Here is an 18,080-nt window from a genome sequence, read left to right on the forward strand (position 1 = left end):
AGCGAAAAACAGGCCTCCGACCGCCGTCTAGCTCAGTCGCCGGCCGCGCTTTCCACGTCGTCCTCGTCGATGACCGGCGCGTCGGTCGGGCTCACGTCGTCCGGTTCCTCGCGGCCGCCACCGACGACCATCTCGCCGTCCTCGGTTTCGACGTAGACGTCGTCAGCAAAGCCACCGACGGCGTGGGGGTGTTCCGGCTCGTCCAGTCGCTCTGGCGTCGACGGCGCGTCGGTGACGCCGCCGGCCGGCCGGAACGTCCCGAGCGGGTCGTCGATGGTGATGTCGTGGGCGTCGAAGAAGTCCGCGTACCGCTCGTAGTGGGCTTCGAGTTCGTCGGCCGGGAACTCCATCATCTCCGTCCAGCCGTGGTTGTAGAAGTCGAAGTTCGCCTGGATGTGGGTTATCTCCCGGGCCTCGGCCTCCGAGTAATCTGCCTGGAGCGTGGCCACGTAGGTGTCCATCGTGGCGTCGAAGAAGTCGTCGAGGTGGTCACGCCGCTCCTCCCGGTGGGCCTCGTCGGCCTTCCCGAGGAAGATTTTGGTGTGGAGTTTCACCAGCCCGTAGTTGGCCACCGACCGGACGCCGGGCGTGGTCAGCGCCTTCTTGCTCGCCCAGTGGCGCGGGTTCTGGTATATTTTCATTTCGATCACCGATACGGGCCCCAGCGCCTTCAAATCCTCGACTATCGGCGTCCTTCGCGGTGTTCCGCGCAATATCGCAAACGATACGCAGATAGCAATCCACATTAAGCCCGATTTCGTATCGGCCGTACATGAGCACGTCGCACGTAATCATCGGTGACGGCATCGCGGGTGCGTCCGCAGCCGAGACAATCCGGGAAGCGGACCCGGACGCGTCGGTCACAGTCCTGACCGACGAGGGGGAGGCACTGTATAACCGGATCCTCATCAAGGAGTTCGCCAAGGGGAAGCTGCCGGAAGCGCCGATCTCCATTCACGAGCCGGAGTGGTACGACGAGCGTGACATCGACCTGCAGCTGAACACCCACGTAACGGACATCGATCCCGACGCTCACGAGATCCACACCCACAAGGGGGACACCTACGAGTACGACAAGCTGCTGGTGGCCACGGGCGGGACGCCAGCACAGCTACCGGTCGAGAACAGCGACGCCGACGGCATCCACCACTTCTGGACGTTCCAGGACGCGCGTGGCATCCGCGAGCACGCTGATGAGTCCGATCAGGGCATCATCGTCGGGGCGGGCCTGCTCGGCATCGACCTCGCGGCGGTCTGTGCCGCTCAGGAAATCGACGCGAAGTACCTGATGCGTGGCAACCGCTGGTGGCGCTACGCGCTCTCGGAGGACGGCGCGGAGATCATCCACGAGGCCCTCGAAGAGAACGGCGTCGAACCCGTCTTCGAGTCCGGCGTCGACCACTTCGAAGTCGACGACGACGGCCACGTCACCGGTGCCGTCGACCCCGACGGCAACCACTACGACGGCGAGTGGGCCGGCGTCGCTATCGGCCTCGATTTCAACACCGAGTTCCTCAACGGAACGGGGCTCGAACTCGACGACGGCGTCGTCGTCGACGAGTACATGCAGACCAACGTCGAGGACATCTACGCCGCGGGCGACCTCACCAAGTTCTACGACACCATCCTCGACTCCCAGGCGCAAAACGGCGCGTGGGGCTCGGCCAAGGAACAGGGGTCGGTCGCCGGGACGAACATGGTCGCAGACGCCGAGGAGAAGGAGTTCCGCTGGGTCTCCTCGTACTCCATCACGCACTTCGACTTCCCGTTCCTCTCCTTCGGGCACCCGACCCGCGGCGACGACGAGGCCGAACGGAAGTACTCCGACAGCGAGTGGCGGCGTCTCGCCTTCGAGGACGGACAGCTCATCGGCGGCGTGCTGATCGGCGACCTCTCACAGCAGTCGGCGTTCAAACAGCTCATCCGCGAAGAGCGGCAGGTCGCCGACAAGAAGGAACTGCTGCTGGAGAAGGAAGTGGACCTCGAAGAAGTCAAGGCACAGACGCCCGCACCGGCCGAATAAGGCTCGCCGACACCGATCTTTTTCAGCGCTGCGGACGTTAGCGATGCGTATGCGCAACGCCCTCTCCCGCGTCGTTGCTTGGCTCAGCCGCCGCAGCGACCGGTCGGGTGAGGCAGACAAAACGGGCGACGAGAGCGGCGGCTTCGCCGGCTCGCGGCTCGATGCGTCGGTCAATCAGGGGCACGGTCAGGGCGACCCACGGGCCGCCAGCGAGATGGCGGCGGTCCAAGCGGAGGCCGACCGGCTCACACAGACGGACCAGCACCGCGAATAACTGCCAGCGGGAGAACGACGCTCTTTTTTCGCCCTAAGGCGGAGAGTCGCGTATGGATGGCGGCAGCGGCGATATGACACTCGCGTTCGACCTCGACGCCCTCAAGCAACTGGCCTACCCGGACAGCGTGTTCAACGACGCGCGCCAGTGGTCTGAGTACGTCGGCGTCATCTCCGAACAGCCCACTTACGTCGTGACCAACTTCACCCGGAAACACCGGATCAGACAGGACTTCTTCTCAGGGCCGCGCGGCCGCGAGGAGAGCCTCGAAAACGTCAAAGAGCAGTTCGACACTGACCGACACGTCTTCGTCGGCGCTGACGACGAGGACGCCGATCTCGCCGAAACGGCGGGCTGGGAGTACCTCCCCGTCACGCAGGCCGCAGAGGCGGCCGACTGGGACCTTGGCGAACCCGAGACGCCGGACACAGCAACTGACGAGGACGAGCAGCGCGACGACTGGCCGTAAGCGGCACAGTCCCGCCGTCGGCGGGTATCTACGATTCGACTAGTTTTATATTTTCCCGGAGAGCGACTGAAGATATGGCCCTCCAGATCGGCCGTGCCTTCCAGGACGGTATTGACGAACTACTCAGCGAACGTGGGGCGATGTTTGCCGGCGTATTCATCGTCTATGGATTGCTCAGCTCTGTTGTCTGGGCGTCACTTTCGCAGGCGTTCACAGAACTGTTTCTGGGGCGACTGCCGAGCGATGCACAGGTAAATCAGGCAGCAATGGCTGGGGGTACCCCACTGGCACTCGACCTGCCGCTTGCAGTTGCTGGCGTCGGTGCGCTCGTGTTGCTTATCCTCAATGAGGCGCTGAACATCGTCGCAATCCGTGCCTTTGCCAGTGATGACCGCGAACCGATTCCCGACAATGTGGGCCGACGGCTCGGGAGGACCGTTGTGGTCGCGATCGCAGCCGGCATCCTCACCACTATCGCAGTGGGTATCGGCCTCATTCTACTCATCATCCCCGGACTGGTGTTTGGACTCCTGTTCTTCTTTGTCCGACAGGAGATTGCACTGAACGACAGCGGCGTTATCGAATCAATTAGCAACAGTGTCAGCGTCGTCATCGACAACCTCCTCGCCACGTTCGTTCTGGCTATTGTGCTCGTGGTGCTTGGATTCGTTCTCGGAGGTGCCGTCAGCTTCCTCCCAATCTCGTTGCCGCCGATGGTGTTGGCGACAGTCTCTACTGTCTTCTCAAGTGTCGTCAGCGTCTTCTCAATCGCTGTGACGACTGTCGCGTACCTCCAAGCAACGGGGTCCAGCTACACACAGGATACAGAGTCCATCGGCGGGCTCTAACCCGCTGTAGTCCGTATCGCGGCCTTTAACCACGCGAGCGACCAATCACGGGTAATGGCTGAACCGCGCGTGCCCGGTGGGCGCGAGTCCGAACTCGAACTGGCCTGTGGCGAACTTGTCGACACGCATGACCTCCATCTGGGGATGCGGGAGTTCGCGTGTGACTGTGGGCAGACTCACGGCGTCGTGCTTGACCCGCACCCGCTGGCACGGTTCGTGCCGGAGTTTCTCACCGAGGTGCTACACGCGACTATCGAGACCAACGACGACTACGATGAGTTCACCACCGTCCACCTGATGGGCGTCGTCATGGAGGAGTTCCCCGAGAAGGTCGTCGCCGCCGACACCAGCGAGGACGGGTCAGTTGGCTTCTCGCTGGCATGGGTGAGTGACTTCGATTCCCGCCGTCTTCACGAAATCGTCGTCGAACTGCTCGTGGAACTGATGGAACACGCAATCAGCCACGCCGAGGACGACGACGTGATGGCGGAGTTCGAGGAGCAGATGCTCCAGTTCGACGTCGACGCGTTCGTCGAGCAGTACCGGGACGAGCGGAACTTCGACGGCCGGTCGGACACCGCCATCTGAGGCCGACTGCGACCTGAGTACTTAGTTGGTCCGGTCCCCACGCTGACGCATGGCGGGTCGCGTCGCGGTCGTGCTCTTGCTTCTGGTTTTTGCGGGCTGTGGAGCCTTCGGCGGGGCGGAGCGACAGACGGTGACGCCAGTTCCGGTCCCCGAGCAGTCTCAGGACGACCGGGTCGAACCCGCCCTGACCGAGAACACCGTCGATGCCAGGCGACTCGCGGCGGCCCATCGGCGTGCGACGTGGAACCGCTCGTACGTGCTGGGGATGCGGTTGTCGCTGGAATGGGGAACCCAAATCGTCAATCTCGTCGTCGAAGACAGGTATCACTACCAGTTTCGGACCGAAATTCTCGATCAGAACTACACCAAGCAGGTGTACACCAACGGGAACCGACGCTACGTCTACGACGTGCGAGCACAGGGGGCCTGGACCGCAACGAGGCGGCCAACTCCGGTCAGCGGGGTACTCGACCCCGACCCCGCGCGACTCATCGAAGCCTATCTCGCGACAAACGTCAGCGTTGAGCGACCCAGAGACGACTGCGACACCTGTCGCGTGACGCTGACGGCGACGGACCCACCGGCGGCGTTCGAACCGGCCGACAATTACAGCGCACGGGCGACTGTCCGGCCGGACGGACTCGTCCGGTCGCTCACCGTCTCGTACTGGGACCGCTCCAGAAACTCGCTGGTCAGCTACGAAATCCGGTACTCTGCAGTCGGCGAGACAACCGTTTCCCGACCGACGTGGGTCCGAAAGCGCTGGGGGAACGCGACAGACAGCGACCCCGAACTGTCCGACAGCCAGTGACTCGCCGCTGTCGGTCGATTTCCCGAAATCAGCCGTCTGACTGTTGTCTGACGGTGTTATATGATGGTTGCGGTGTTGTAACTGTGTATGGCTATACGTGAGGGAGAGTTCGAGCGCATCCTGACAGTGCTCGAAGAAGCTGACACCGACGGCACGCTGACGGCCCGCGAGATCTGTGACCTGCTCGAAGAGCACGACGAGGCGTTCGGGAGTGCCCACCGGGTAGCGACTGTCCTCGGTCGCCGTGCGCAGTCCGGCGAGGTCGAGGTCATTCAGGGCCAGCCCTACCGGTATCGCGTTCCCGACCGCGACAACTGACGCCTCTCAGCACCGCTGCCGTCGGAATTCTAACTTGTGGCTTCTCTGTGAGACAGCCAATCGTATGACACTCATACGTTACGATATTCGAAATTAGGCTTCGAGCTTCGCATTGTTTCGCCGGGCTTATTACGATGTATAGACTCCGCTCGTACAATGACAGCGGACGAGGACCGTACAATCCTACTCATCGGCAGCGGCCCGATCAAGATCGGACAGGCGGCCGAGTTCGATTACTCCGGCGCACAGGCGTGTCGTGCCCTTCAGGAAGAGGGTGCCCGCGTCGTGCTCGTGAACTCGAACCCGGCGACGATTATGACCGACCCGGAGATGGCGGACAAGGTGTATCTCGAACCCATCAACACCGAAGCCATCTCTGAGATTATCCGGAAAGAAAACCCCGACGGCGTCATCGCCGGTCTGGGCGGCCAGACCGGCCTGAACGTCACGGCCGAACTCGCCGAGGAGGGCGTCCTCGACGAGTACGACGTGGACGTGATGGGGACGCCACTGGACACCATCTACGCGACGGAGGACCGCGACCTGTTCAAACAGCGGATGGAGGACATCGGCGAGCCGGTGCCGCGCTCGACGACCATCACGCTCGACGAGGGCGAGTCGGTCACCGATCTGGACGAGGAATCGCTCGTGGACCGCGTCGAAGCGGCCGTCGACGAGGTCGGCGGGCTCCCCGTCATCGCACGCACGACGTACACGCTCGGTGGCTCCGGCTCCGGCGTCGTCGACGAGATGGACGAACTCATCGAACGCGTCCGCAAGGGCCTGCGCCTCTCGCGCAACAACGAGGTCCTCATCACCGAATCCATCTCCGGCTGGGTCGAACTCGAATACGAGGTGATGCGCGACGCCGACGACTCCTGTATCATCATCTGCAACATGGAGAACATCGACCCGATGGGTATCCACACCGGAGAGTCGACCGTCGTCACCCCCTCGCAGGTCATCCCCGACGAGGGCCATCAGGAGATGCGCGACTCCGCGCTGAAAGTCATCCGCGACCTCGGCATCCAAGGCGGCTGTAACATCCAGTTCGCCTGGCACGACGACGGCACGCCCGGCGGCGAGTACCGCGTGGTCGAGGTGAACCCGCGTGTCTCCCGCTCCTCTGCGCTGGCCTCGAAGGCAACCGGCTACCCGATTGCCCGTGTCACCGCGAAGGTCGCGCTCGGCAAGCGCCTCCACGAAATCGACAACGAAATTACCGGCGAGACGACCGCCGCTTTCGAGCCGGCTATCGACTACGTCGTGACGAAAGTGCCGCGCTGGCCTATCGACAAGTTCCGCGACACGGAGTTCGAACTGTCGACGGCGATGAAATCCACCGGCGAGGCGATGTCCATCGGTCGGACCTTCCCCGAGAGCCTGCTGAAGGCCCTTCGCTCCTCGGAGTACAACCCGGCTGCCGACTTCAACGAGATCGCCGATGCGGAACTCGAAACGGAGTACCTCGAAAAGCCGACGCCCGACCGCCCGTACGCGATGTTCGAGGCGTTCTGCCGCGGCTACACCGTCGAGGAAGTCGTCGATATCACCGACATCAAGGAATGGTACGTCGAGCGGTTCAAAGAGGTCGCCGACGCCGCCGACGCCGCCCGCGAGGGCGACTACGAGACCGCCGCACAGGCCGGCTTCACCGATCAGGAGATCACCGCGCTGGCCGGCGGGGAGTTCAATGACACGCACGTCTCCTGGCTCCCGGCGGACCTCGACGAGGACGGCGGCGACGAGCCGGAAGTCGAAGCGGCGACGGATGGCTCTGGTGTCACAGTGGACACTGTCGAGACGGAGACGACCGACCGCGACTTCAAACTGGTCGACACCTGCGCTGGCGAGTTCGAGGCGACGACGCCGTACTACTACTCGACCCGGGACCCACTGTCGGGTATCGACCGCGACGAACTCCAGATCGACCCGGACCTCGAAAGTGTCGTGGTCGTCGGTGGCGGCCCCATCCGTATCGGGCAGGGCGTTGAGTTCGACTACTGCTCGGTCCACGCGGTCCGCGCACTGGAGGACCTGGGCATCGACGCCCACGTCGTCAACAACAACCCCGAGACGGTGTCGACGGACTACGACACCTCCGACGGGCTGTTCTTCGAGCCGGTCACCGCCGAGGAAGTCGCCGACGTCATCGAAGCGACCGACGCCGATGGCGTGATGGTCCAGTTCGGCGGCCAGACCTCCGTCGACATCGGCCACCCGCTCGAACAGGAACTCCAACGCCGCGACCTCGACTGTGAGATCATGGGGACCTCCGTCGACGCGATGGACCTCGCCGAGGACCGCGACCGATTCAACAAGCTGATGGACGAACTCGGCATCTCACAGGCCGAAGGTGGCTCGGCAACGTCCAAGGAAGAAGCGCTGGACCTGGCCCACGACATCGGCTACCCCGTCCTCGTGCGCCCGAGCTACGTGCTCGGCGGCCGCGCGATGGACGTGGTGTACAACGACGAGGACCTCGAAACGTACATCGAGGAGGCCGTCCGCGTGAGCCCGGACAAGCCGATTCTCGTCGACGAGTTCCTCGCCGACGCCGTCGAACTGGACGTCGACGCCGTGGCCGACGAGGACGACGTCCTCATCGGCGGCGTGATGGAACACGTCGAGACGGCGGGTATCCACTCGGGCGACTCCGCCTGTATGATTCCGCCACGGTCCCAGGAGATCAAAGACGTGATGCCGCGCATCCGCGAGGTCGTCGAGGACATCGCCGACGCGCTCGACACCGTCGGTCTGCTGAACGTCCAGCTCGCCGTCCGTGACGGCGAGGTGTTCGTCCTCGAAGCGAACCCGCGCTCGTCCCGTACCGTTCCGTTCATCTCCAAGACGGCCGGCGTCCCGATCGCGAAGATCGCCGCCAAGGTGATGTCCGGCGCGACGCTATCGGAACTCGACGTGCAGGAGCAGATCCCCGAGCAGGTCTCTGTCAAGGAAGTCGTCCTGCCCTTCGACCGCCTGCCGGGGTCGGACCCGCGTCTCGGCCCGGAGATGAAATCCACCGGCGAGGTCATGGGCACCGCCGGTTCCTTCGGCAAGGCCTACCAGAAGGCCCAGATGGCCGTCGGCAAGGCAATCCCGCTTGAGGGGACGGCCATCGTCGACCTGCCCATCCTCGGCTTCGAGGAGCACTTCGACGTACAGGACTTCGACGACTACGAGGACACCGACGCTATCATCGACGCCATCCAGAGCGGCGAGGTCGACCTCGTCCTCTCCCGCGACCGCGACGTGCTGGAAGCCTGCGTCGAGGAGACCGTGACGTACTTCTCGACCCACGAGAGCGCCGAGGCGGCGCTGGAAGCGATCAACTCCGCCGACCAGCCACTCGCCGTCCAGGCCATCGACGAACGGCCAAAGACCCAGCGCGAGTGGGGCGCTGAGTAACGCCGGCTAGCCTCGGGAGCAGACCGCTCACCGCGGCGGCACTGATTCCTGTCACTCGAACAGATCGGCACAAATACTTATTCGTTGGACACGCTCATATACTCTCCATGGCCGATGCAGTACGTGTCCTACACGTCGAGGACGACCCCGAGTTCGCGTCGATGACGGCGGCGTTTCTCAGCCGTACCGACGACCGCTTCGACGTGATTTCGGCAACATCGGCGAAGGAGGGGCTCACCCGGCTCAGCGAGGAGCCTATCGACTGCGTCGTCTCGGATTTCGATATGCCCGGCCAGGACGGCATCGAGTTTCTGGAATCCGTCCGGGCCGTCGACGAAGACCTCCCGTTCATTCTCTTTACCGGGAAAGGCTCCGAGGAAGTAGCCAGCGAGGCGATTTCGGCCGGTGTGACGGACTACCTCCAGAAGCAGCAAGGCACTGACCAGTACACGATTCTGGCCAACCGAATCGCCAACGCGGTCGAGCAGTACCGGTCACAGCGAGCACTGGATGCGAGCCGGAAGCGGCTCTCGCTGTTTATCGATAAGTCACCGCTCGGCGTCATCGAGTGGGACGAGAGCTTCGAGGTGGTTCAGGTCAACGAGAAAGGCGAGGAGATTCTCCGGCGTGGGGAAGCGGACCTCGTCGGCAAGGAGTTCGAGACGCTCGTCCCGGACTCAGCGCTGGATGCGGTCGAAGAGACGATCACGGCCCTACAGGAAGCCAGCGGTGGCTACTATACCGTGCTCGATATCGAGACCGGCGACGGCGAGCAGATCGTCTGTGAGTGGCACAACCGCACCATCCGAGAAGACGGGGAGACCGTCGCGATCTTCTCACAGTTTCGGGAGATCACTGAGCGCCGGCAGCGACAGCAGCGTATCGAGGCGCTGCACGACACGACCCGGAAGCTGATGCACGCTGAGTCACGCGAGGCTGTCGCCGAACTGGTCGTCGAAACCGCACGCGACCTGCTCGGGCTGCCGCTCAGCGCCGTTTTTCTCGCCGACGAGTCGGCCGACGCTCTCAGACCGGCTGCGGTGACCGACCAGGCACAGGCGATCATCGACGAGCATCCGACGTTTCGCGAGGGCGACAGCCTCGTCTGGGAGGTGTTCGAATCCGGCGAACAGCGTGTCTTCGACGATGTCTCCACTATCCCCGGCCGCTACAACCCCGACACCGACATCAGCAGCGAGATTCTGATCCCACTGGGCGACCACGGGGTGCTGATCGCCGCATCAACCGACGCCGCAGCGTTCGAGGACGCATCGGTCTCACTGATGCGGACTCTCGCTGCCAACACCGAAGAGGCGCTTTCCAGACTCGACCGGCAGCAAGAGCTCAGAACGCTCACGGAACGCCACGAACTCGCGCTTGAAGGTGCCGAACTCGGCGTCTGGGATTGGAACGTCAAGACGGATGAAGTCACCTTCGACGAGCGCTGGGCCGATATGCTCGGCTACTCGCTCGACGACCTCGAGCCGTCGGCAGACACCTGGGACGAACTGATCCACCCCGAAGACCGCGAGCGGACCTACGAAGCACTGAACGCACACTTCGACGGTGAGACGGAGATCTACGAGTGCGACCACCGACTCAAGACAGCTGCCGGTGATTACCGATGGATCCGCGACATCGGTAAGGTGTTCGAACGCGACGAGAACGGCGACCCGGTACGTGCGGTGGGAATCCATCAGGACGTGACCGACCACAAAGAACGGAAACAGGCCCTCGAAGACACGAGCCGCAAACTGCAGGTCATTCTCGATACAGCGCCGACGTACATCCTGATGAAAGATACCGACAGCCGCTTTCTCTTCATTAACAGCGCGGCCCGTGACCTCTACGGGATCGACGCTGACGAGTCCGTCGTCGGGACGAGCGATTACGATATTCTCCCGGACCACATCGCGGAGCAGACCCACGCCGACGATCAGCGGGCCCTCGAACAGAAAGAAACCGTCGAAGTCGAGACGGTGATTCCTGTCGACGGGACGGAGCGGACACATCTGACGCGGAAGACGCCGATACTCGACGAGGACGGCGAGCCGTACGCCCTCTGTGTCGTTGCGACCGACATCACCGAACAGAAACGGCGCGAGCGGGAGTTGGCCCGCCTCACCGACGAGTACGAGGCGGTGTTCGAGAACACGAACGACGCCATCGCGCTCGTCGACATCGAGGACTCGGCGGACGATCCGACGTTCCGCTACGTCCGGACGAACGAGGCCTACGAACGACAGAGCGGATTCGAAACCGAGTCACTGACCGGTCAGACCCCAATCGAGGCTGCCGGCCCGGACACCGGCCGTCGAATCGCCGACCACTACGAGCGGTGTGTCTCGGCCGGCGAAACCATCACGTTCGAGGAGCGGGACCTCCACCCGACCGGCGTCTGGGAGACGCAGGTGACACCGATCTTCGCTGACGGGGAGATCGACCGACTCGTTGCTATCTCCCGGGATATCTCCGACCGCATCGAGTACCGCGAGCAACTGGAGCGGCAGAACGACCGGCTCGAAGAGTTCGCGAGCATCGTCAGCCACGACCTCCGGAACCCGCTCAGCGTCCTCGAAGGTTCGCTCGCCCTCGCCAGAGACACCGGCAACGACGAGCAGTTCGACCGCTGTTACCGTGCCATCGACCGCATGAAGGAACTCATCGAGGACCTGCTGACCCTGGCCCGTGAGGGGGACACGGTCTCGGAAACGGAGCCGCTCGCCCTCGAATCGACTGTCCTGTCCTGCTGGCAGGCCGTCGAGACGTCTGATGCCACCCTCGAAGTCACTGCCGAGAGCACGATCTACGCCGACGAGAGCCGCGTTCGCCAGCTCCTCGAGAACCTCATCAACAACGCCGTGACACACGGCGGCCCGGCTGTCACTGTCGAGGTCGGTGATCTCACCGATTCGGGCTTTTACGTCGCCGATGACGGCGGCGGTATCCCGGCTGAACAACACGAAACGGTGTTTGAGAGCGGCTACACCACCACTGACGGTGGCACCGGGTTCGGCCTCGCTATCGTCAAGGAGATCGCGGCGGCACACGACTGGTCGGTGTCCGTGACTGAGAGCGACGACGGCGGCGCACGGTTCGAGTTCCGGGGCGTCAGACAGGAGTTCTGAGCCTGTGGAGCTGTGATGACTGCTCGCCGTGGATACCTCTCTTCCTGGCCTTACAACTCAGCAGTATTACGCCAATATGGTGGCGATAGATAGTAACTATTCATATATCGGTGCCTATCTGTCTTGTTCTGGGACAATAATGGCACGTTCGTAACACTCATTCCTGCGGCTGTGGCAGTAGCTGTATGGATCGCGTTGCAATCACCGTCGCCGCTCCGGAAAGCCGATGATAGAAGACGTCACCGAGCGGGCGGAGACAGTTGCGGAGATGGCTCCCGGTAGCTCGGTAACGACGGCAGTTCTCGCCGGACACGAGAGTCGGTTCTCCGGGTCACCACCGCTGAACAACCCACCGCTGACGTACCTCGACGGCGCGGAAGCCCCGGCGTATCTCCTGACCAACGGGAAGCGCGGCATCGGGCGCGGGACGAAACGTAAGACCGACTCACCGGTCGGCGACCGTCGGACGGTCATTCTGATTACCGGCCGCCGGACGCTCTGTCTCATCGGGAAAGACGAGGACGACGAAGTCATCGAGGTCCCACACGAGGCGGTTGCCGACGTTACCACCAAGTCCGGATTCCGTGCGCACCGCCTCGCGCTCCGGACCCCACGGAAAATGTACCACTGCTGGGTACACCGAAAGACCGACAAGACAACCCTGAACGCGGCCGCCGAGTTCATCGAGAACCATCAGCAGGACAGCCCGGACGCAATCGACGGCGACGACACCGCCAACCGGGTCATGTATCGCGGCCGCCCCGTCGCACCACAAGACACCACAAACGAAGACGAAGACAGCGACCAGACCACGTACTACCGCGGACAGCCAATCGACGACGACAGCGACTGAGAGACGTGGCTTATGTGGATGCGAACCGCGCTGCTCACGGTTCCTGTCGTCATCGTTCGCGTCTCGCGGTTCTCACTCGCTTCGCTCGCTCCGAACCGCGCTACTGCTCGCGGGTCACTCCGTTCCCCGTCGTCGGGCGGCAATGCCGCCCGACTGCCTGCGGGACCAAAGGTCCCGCTCCCCGCTCACAATTCCGAGGGCCGCTCCTTTCAGTCGCGCCCCTCGCTACACCTCACGGCTCCTACCGTCGCCGTTCGGGCATTCGGAGACCCCTCGCTACGCTCGGGTTCTCCCTACTTCCCCGCCATCCCTAGCACATCATCAAAGAAGCCGAGCGAGTCGTGCGGGCCGGGGTTGGCCTCGGGGTGGTACTGACGCGTGATGATGTCCAGGTCGTCGTTTTCCAGCCCTTCCGGCGTATCGTCGTTGACGTTGACCTGGGTCACGTCGAGTTTGTCGCCGGGGTCGGCGACGGTGTAGCCGTGGTTCTGGGTCGTCATCACGACCTGGTTCGAACGCAGGTCACGGACCGGCTGGTTCACGCCGCGGTGGCCGAACTCCATCTTCTCGGTCTCGCCGCCGAGCGCGTTGGCGACGACCTGCTGGCCGAGACAGATGCCCGCGAGCGGCACGTCGCCGACGTAGGTCTCGACGAGTTCCCCAGCCTGCTCGAAGTTCTCAGGGTCGCCGGGGCCGTTCGAGATGAACAGCAGATCCGGGTCGACCGCGGCCACGTCGTCCTCGCTGGCGTCGTATGGGAAGACGTAGACCTCGGCGTCGCGTTCGACGAGCGACTCGGCGATGGAGCCCTTCGCGCCGCAGTCGACCAGCGCGACTGTCGCACCGTCGCCGCCCTCGTTGTGGACCTCGACCTCGTCAACGGAGACCTGCGCGCCGATGTCGGTGTGGTCAGACATATGCTTACACTCGTGGAGTTCGTCGAGCGCGTCCTGCTCGGTCACGTCCGGCCCGGCGGCGATCCCGCATTTCATCGCCCCCTCGTCGCGGATTTCGGTGACGATGTCGCGCGTGTCGAGGTGGTCGACGGCCGGGATACCCTCGGATTCGAGCCACTCGGCCACGTCGTCGGTCATCTCGCGAGCCACTGCCGCACGCGGGTGGACGCGGTCGGACTCGAAGCGCTCCTCTCGGACGCCGTAGTTCCCGATGAGCGGGTAGGAGAACGTCAGCACCTGCTCCTCGTAGGACGGGTCGGTGAGGCTCTCCTCGTAACCGGTGTACGCTGTTGTAAAGACCAGTTCGCCACGGGCGGTGCCCGGAGCGCGAGCGCGCGCCTCGATGACGCGGTCGCCCTCGATTGCCACGTATGCGTCAGCCATTACGAGATGCGTACACTATAGTCGGCCATAAGGGTTGCTTTCGAAGACGAGTTTCGAATTTCGTAATCCTCAAGTCATGGCCGGTGATACTGTCACATCTCGATGGACGACCTCGACAGAGAGATACTCTCGATACTTCGCCGGGACGCCCGAACCCCGTATACTGAGATCGCGGACCGGGTCGGCACGTCGGAAGGGACTGTGCGAAACCGCGTCGAACGACTGGTCGAGGACGGTGTTATCGAACGCTTCACTGTCGCGACGCGGACCGGCAACGTGAAAGCGATGATCGAGGTCAGCGTCGATGTCAACGTCGACACGGCCGAGGTTTCGGACCGCATCGCTGACTGGCAGCAGGTCGATTTCGTGTGGCAAGTCTCCGGCGAGGAGGACATCGTCGTCGTCGTCGACGCCGCCGACACCGACGCGGTTAACGGGCTCATCACGCAGGCGCGCGAGCTGGAGGAGGTTGTGGGGACGAAGACGAGGCTAATTTTGAACGAGCGAGTTGGGTAACGCGCAGCACCGCCGCGAACAGCAGGCGGAGCCGTGGTCCCCACCAGCACCGACGTGGCACCCTGATTTCATATCTATTGGGCTACGACAGACAGTATGCAGTTCCCGGTGGGCCTGGATACCGACATCGTCTCGGCGTACGGACAACTCGCGACCGACGGGGCGCAATTCCTCGCTGTCGCGGCGCTACTCTACGCTATCGGCCGGCTAATCGTCGTGCCAGCAGTTCGATGGCTGCTGTCACGAACCGAGACTAACAAGACAGTCGCCAGCGCGCTGACCAGCGCTGTCCACCTGATATCGGTCATCCTCGCGGTGGTCATCGGCGCCAGCGTCGCGGGCTTCCGGGGCGCGCTCGCGGGGTCGACCCTGCTGGCGGCGGGCATCACGCTTGCGGTGGGGTTGGCGGCACAGGACGTCCTCGGGAACTTCGTCGCCGGGGCGTTCATCGTGACCGACCCGGATCTGAACGTCGGTGACATCATCGCATGGAACGGGATGCAGGGCACGGTGGTCGACATCGACTTGCGGGTAACCCGGATTCGGACGTTGGACAACGAGCGCATCATCGTCCCGAACACGACGCTGGCGACGAGCGCGGTGACGAACCAGACTTCGACGGGTCCAATTGGAGTTTCCTATCAGTTCGGTATCGGCTACGACGACGACATCGACACGGTCCGGGCGATTATCGAGAACGCCGCCCGCGACCTCGACCATGTCTCGGAGAAACCGGCACCGACGGCCAGAGTCAGCGACCTCGCGTCGACGGCGGTCATCTTGACAGGCCGGATCTGGATCCCTAACGAACGGCGGAACCGCCTCGCATCGGTCAGATCGGACTTCATCCAGCAGGTCCAGGAGGATTGCCGCGCTGAGGGTATCGACCTCAGCGACACGAGCCAGCACGAACTCTCCGGCAACATCGGCGTCCACGACAGCATCGGGCCGGTGCGCGAGCGAACCGAGTAGCCACCGATTGGGACCGTGTCCGGCCCCATGTTGTCTGTGAGGTTCCCTGCGCCCGTATGTTTATAACTGTTCATAAGCTGGTACGTATATGGACGAGAAGCGCTTCGTCGTCGCCCTCTTCGGCCTCGCTGTCGCGGTGGTGGTCGGCGTACTCGCATATCAGTTTATCGCGGCGTTGACTGTCTCCGTGTTCCTCTATTATTCGACGCGACGGTACTACAGTTCTTTGCGCAGACTCCGCCTTCCGGCGCGAGTGCGTGCGGTCGTGGTCATGGCATCGCTGGCGATTCCGCTCCTATTGCTCGTCAGCTATGCGGCCGTCCTCCTCATTGTCGAAGCCCGGCAGTTCGTCACCCAGTACGCGCTCGTTGACGTGGCCGCGACGCACGTCAGTTGGCTCGACGGCGCGGAGTCCGTGCCGGACCTCACCGTCGAGGGGCTGTACAGCGCCTACCAGTCGGGACAGCTCTCACCGTTCGTCGACTTTCTCAGCGAGAACGCGATGGTGCTTACCTCGGTCGCCTCCCAGTTCGTCCTCAATCTGTTCATCACGACCATCGTCACGTACTACCTTCTGGTGGACGGGCGGCGCATTCGTGAGTGGTTGCTCCGGTTCGATGACGGGGCCATCATCCGCGAGTACCTCGAAGCTGTCGACGAGGAACTGGAAGCGGTACTGTTCGGCAATCTCCTGAACGTGTTGGCGATTTCGCTCATCGCTATCGCCGCGTTCACCGGCTATAACGTCATAGCGCCGGCGGCTGTCGAGGTCCCGTATCCGACGCTCGCCGGCGCGCTGACCGGTATCGCGAGCTTGATTCCTGTCGTTGGGATGAAAATAATCTACCTCCCGTTGACCGGTTTCACCGCGCTCCCGGTGGTGCTCGACGGGCAGTCTTCGCTGCTCGCGTACGTGCTCGGGTTCCTCCTCGTCGCGGTGGTCGTCGTCGACACGATCCCGGACCTGCTGCTTCGGCCACTTCTCAGCGGCGAGAGCACGCACGTCGGGCTCCTGATGCTCGCGTACACGCTTGGCCCCGTCGTGCTGGGCTTCTACGGTCTGTTCTTCGCCCCCATACTGCTCGTCGTCGGCATGACGTTTGCGAACACGGCCCTGCCTCGTCTGCTCGGCGCGAGCGAACCGGACGGTCTCCACCCCGACCAGTTACGTCTTGAAGACTTCAGCTAGCCCTCGTGGCCGATAACGGGGAGTCGAACGCGAACGGGGCTTCCGAACGGACGAGCATCGACGGCCAGGTGGGGTGTGTCCGTGTCACAGGCCTTGACGAACATTTATATTCAGGACAAAGTAAATGAGTAAAAATGGGGTCAAACTCCGACTCCCCCTGCTATCAGGCGACTCCGGAGGACCAGATCGGGGAGCTGTACGCGGCGACACGCCGGCTGATGACAGCCGAGAACCGGTCCGAAGTCGCGACTATCGCAGTCGAGACTGCGACAGCGATTCTCGACTTCCCGTTCAGTGTCTTCTGGGAGGCCACTGACAGCGGACTCAAAGCCGAGGCGATCTCTGAGCCGCTTCGAGAGCACGTCGAGGTCCCGGCCGAGCCGGGACGGAGAATGCGACACGAACGCGGGAGTTGGCTGTGGGACCATTACGAGAGTGACGAGACACAGCGGGTCCTCGTTGATGAAGAGAAAGCGGCGTCCGATGCACCCCTTCACGGCTGTATCTCCGTTCCACTCCCGGAGTACGGGCTCTTGACAGCCGGGACGGATGAACGAGCCGAACCGACCGAGCGGGAGACGCAGTTGGCCGACATCCTCGGGAAGAACGTGCTCTCGACCCTCGAACGGATCGAGCGCGAGCGGGAGCTGAAACGGCAGCGTGACAACCTCGATCTCTTGAACCAGATCGTTCGTCACGACCTTACGAACCACCTGCAGACCATCAGCGGCCGGGCGGAACTGCTCCGGGACCAGTGTAGCGGTGACGCCCTGGAACACGCCGACGGTATTCAGGAAAGTAGCCAGGCAGCCGCGGAACTGCTCGAAACGGCTGGAAACCTTGCGACGGTAATGCGACAGACGGACTGGGAGACCGAGCCGGTCGCCCTCGGACCAGTACTGTCCTCGGTGTCCGAGGATATCGCAGCGACGTACAGCGACGCACAGGTCACTGTCCCGGACGAGTCCCCGTCGGTACGGGTGCGGGCCGACGAACTCCTGTCCTCTGTGTTTCGGAACGTCCTCACCAACGCCATCCAGCACAACGACTCGGCAGTGCCGTCGGTCGTCATCGACGTGATCGACGATGGCGACGTGGTCCACGTCACTGTCGCCGACGACGGACCGGGAATCCCGGACGAGCAGAAACAGGCGGTGTTCGAGCGCGGGGAGAAACGCCTGGACAGTGACGGTACCGGGGTCGGCCTCTACCTCGTCCGAACGCTGGTCGACGCGTACGGCGGTGACGTGTGGGTCGAAGACAACGAGCCGACGGGGACGGTAGTCGGAGTCACGCTGCGGAAGGCAGCGGGCGACGCCTGAGGCGGTTTTTCCACCGGGCGG

Annotated in this window: 16 protein-coding genes; 14 read left to right on the forward strand and 2 right to left on the reverse strand. The window is 63.2% G+C overall.

Annotated features, from left to right (window positions below; translation table 11 throughout):
- Window positions 1-32: 32 nt before the first annotated feature.
- A complete protein-coding gene (locus HAH_RS02865) occupies window positions 33-641 on the reverse strand; it encodes a DUF6149 family protein (RefSeq protein ID WP_044951676.1) in 609 nt (202 codons plus the stop codon).
- A gap of 131 nt (window positions 642-772) precedes the next feature.
- On the opposite strand from HAH_RS02865, the gene HAH_RS02870 reads away from it, so the two are divergent.
- The 10 genes from HAH_RS02870 (at window position 773) to HAH_RS02915 (ending at window position 12,720) form a co-directional block, all read left to right on the forward strand.
- The gene (locus HAH_RS02870) at window positions 773-2,023 is read left to right on the forward strand and encodes an NAD(P)/FAD-dependent oxidoreductase (protein ID WP_014039558.1); all 1,251 of its coding nucleotides are present in this window, start codon (window positions 773-775) and stop codon (window positions 2,021-2,023) included.
- 49 nt (window positions 2,024-2,072) lie between these two features.
- Window positions 2,073-2,297 (forward strand): hypothetical protein, encoded by a 225-nt coding sequence (locus HAH_RS02875; RefSeq protein WP_004963975.1) that lies wholly within the window; start codon window positions 2,073-2,075, stop codon window positions 2,295-2,297.
- Between the two features lie 52 nt (window positions 2,298-2,349).
- On the forward strand, window positions 2,350-2,766 hold the full coding sequence (locus HAH_RS02880; protein WP_004963972.1) for a DUF7124 domain-containing protein: 417 nt from the start codon (window positions 2,350-2,352) through the stop codon (window positions 2,764-2,766).
- Between the two features lie 74 nt (window positions 2,767-2,840).
- A complete protein-coding gene (locus tag HAH_RS02885) occupies window positions 2,841-3,614 on the forward strand; it encodes a DUF7847 domain-containing protein (protein WP_014039559.1) in 774 nt (257 codons plus the stop codon).
- Window positions 3,615-3,668: 54 nt separating this feature from the next.
- Window positions 3,669-4,202 (forward strand): DUF5815 family protein, encoded by a 534-nt coding sequence (locus HAH_RS02890; protein WP_011224755.1) that lies wholly within the window; start codon window positions 3,669-3,671, stop codon window positions 4,200-4,202.
- Between the two features lie 49 nt (window positions 4,203-4,251).
- A complete protein-coding gene (locus tag HAH_RS02895; protein ID WP_014039560.1) occupies window positions 4,252-5,013 on the forward strand; it encodes a hypothetical protein in 762 nt (253 codons plus the stop codon).
- An 87-nt stretch (window positions 5,014-5,100) separates the two neighbouring features.
- Window positions 5,101-5,331, forward strand: a complete 231-nt coding sequence (locus HAH_RS02900) for a hypothetical protein (RefSeq protein WP_014039561.1) — start codon at window positions 5,101-5,103, stop codon at window positions 5,329-5,331.
- Between the two features lie 156 nt (window positions 5,332-5,487).
- Window positions 5,488-8,739 carry a carbamoyl-phosphate synthase large subunit gene (gene carB / locus HAH_RS02905; RefSeq protein ID WP_014039562.1) on the forward strand — a complete coding sequence of 1,084 codons (3,252 nt, stop codon included), beginning with the start codon at window positions 5,488-5,490 and terminating at the stop codon, window positions 8,737-8,739.
- A 107-nt stretch (window positions 8,740-8,846) separates the two neighbouring features.
- A complete protein-coding gene (locus tag HAH_RS02910) occupies window positions 8,847-11,867 on the forward strand; it encodes a PAS domain S-box protein (RefSeq protein ID WP_014039563.1) in 3,021 nt (1,006 codons plus the stop codon).
- A 226-nt stretch (window positions 11,868-12,093) separates the two neighbouring features.
- Window positions 12,094-12,720 (forward strand): hypothetical protein, encoded by a 627-nt coding sequence (locus HAH_RS02915; protein WP_014039564.1) that lies wholly within the window; start codon window positions 12,094-12,096, stop codon window positions 12,718-12,720.
- Between the two features lie 293 nt (window positions 12,721-13,013).
- On the opposite strand, the gene carA is transcribed toward HAH_RS02915, so the two are convergent.
- Window positions 13,014-14,060, reverse strand: a complete 1,047-nt coding sequence (gene carA, locus HAH_RS02920; protein WP_014039565.1) for a glutamine-hydrolyzing carbamoyl-phosphate synthase small subunit — start codon at window positions 14,058-14,060, stop codon at window positions 13,014-13,016.
- A 102-nt stretch (window positions 14,061-14,162) separates the two neighbouring features.
- On the opposite strand from carA, the gene HAH_RS02925 reads away from it, so the two are divergent.
- The 4 genes from HAH_RS02925 to HAH_RS02940 all read left to right on the forward strand — a co-directional run bounded on the left by HAH_RS02925 (window position 14,163) and on the right by HAH_RS02940 (window position 18,059).
- Complete coding sequence (locus HAH_RS02925) at window positions 14,163-14,576, forward strand: Lrp/AsnC family transcriptional regulator (RefSeq protein ID WP_008310783.1); 414 nt, start codon at window positions 14,163-14,165, stop codon at window positions 14,574-14,576.
- A gap of 96 nt (window positions 14,577-14,672) precedes the next feature.
- The gene (locus HAH_RS02930) at window positions 14,673-15,548 is read left to right on the forward strand and encodes a mechanosensitive ion channel family protein (protein WP_014039566.1); all 876 of its coding nucleotides are present in this window, start codon (window positions 14,673-14,675) and stop codon (window positions 15,546-15,548) included.
- 88 nt (window positions 15,549-15,636) lie between these two features.
- Entirely contained in the window at window positions 15,637-16,737 is a 1,101-nt protein-coding gene (locus HAH_RS02935; RefSeq protein ID WP_014039567.1) for an AI-2E family transporter, read from the forward strand.
- 134 nt (window positions 16,738-16,871) lie between these two features.
- The gene (locus HAH_RS02940; RefSeq protein ID WP_014039568.1) at window positions 16,872-18,059 is read left to right on the forward strand and encodes a sensor histidine kinase; all 1,188 of its coding nucleotides are present in this window, start codon (window positions 16,872-16,874) and stop codon (window positions 18,057-18,059) included.
- The last annotated feature ends 21 nt before the right edge of the window (window positions 18,060-18,080 follow it).

This window comes from Haloarcula hispanica ATCC 33960 (genome assembly GCF_000223905.1).
GTDB classification, from domain to species: Archaea; Halobacteriota; Halobacteria; order Halobacteriales; family Haloarculaceae; genus Haloarcula; species Haloarcula hispanica.

Coding starts and splice junctions, on each gene's coding strand:
- HAH_RS02935 (WP_014039567.1), top strand. CDS start 15,637: ATGGACGAGAAGCGCTTCGTCGTCGCCCTCTTCGGCCTCGCTGTCGCG.
- HAH_RS02865 (WP_044951676.1), bottom strand. CDS start 641: ATGAAAATATACCAGAACCCGCGCCACTGGGCGAGCAAGAAGGCGCTG.
- HAH_RS02885 (WP_014039559.1), top strand. CDS start 2,841: ATGGCCCTCCAGATCGGCCGTGCCTTCCAGGACGGTATTGACGAACTA.
- carB (WP_014039562.1), top strand. CDS start 5,488: ATGACAGCGGACGAGGACCGTACAATCCTACTCATCGGCAGCGGCCCG.
- HAH_RS02895 (WP_014039560.1), top strand. CDS start 4,252: ATGGCGGGTCGCGTCGCGGTCGTGCTCTTGCTTCTGGTTTTTGCGGGC.
- HAH_RS02930 (WP_014039566.1), top strand. CDS start 14,673: ATGCAGTTCCCGGTGGGCCTGGATACCGACATCGTCTCGGCGTACGGA.
- HAH_RS02940 (WP_014039568.1), top strand. CDS start 16,872: ATGGGGTCAAACTCCGACTCCCCCTGCTATCAGGCGACTCCGGAGGAC.
- HAH_RS02870 (WP_014039558.1), top strand. CDS start 773: ATGAGCACGTCGCACGTAATCATCGGTGACGGCATCGCGGGTGCGTCC.
- HAH_RS02880 (WP_004963972.1), top strand. CDS start 2,350: ATGGATGGCGGCAGCGGCGATATGACACTCGCGTTCGACCTCGACGCC.
- HAH_RS02925 (WP_008310783.1), top strand. CDS start 14,163: ATGGACGACCTCGACAGAGAGATACTCTCGATACTTCGCCGGGACGCC.
- HAH_RS02910 (WP_014039563.1), top strand. CDS start 8,847: ATGGCCGATGCAGTACGTGTCCTACACGTCGAGGACGACCCCGAGTTC.
- HAH_RS02900 (WP_014039561.1), top strand. CDS start 5,101: ATGGCTATACGTGAGGGAGAGTTCGAGCGCATCCTGACAGTGCTCGAA.
- HAH_RS02890 (WP_011224755.1), top strand. CDS start 3,669: ATGGCTGAACCGCGCGTGCCCGGTGGGCGCGAGTCCGAACTCGAACTG.
- carA (WP_014039565.1), bottom strand. CDS start 14,060: ATGGCTGACGCATACGTGGCAATCGAGGGCGACCGCGTCATCGAGGCG.
- HAH_RS02875 (WP_004963975.1), top strand. CDS start 2,073: ATGCGCAACGCCCTCTCCCGCGTCGTTGCTTGGCTCAGCCGCCGCAGC.
- HAH_RS02915 (WP_014039564.1), top strand. CDS start 12,094: ATGATAGAAGACGTCACCGAGCGGGCGGAGACAGTTGCGGAGATGGCT.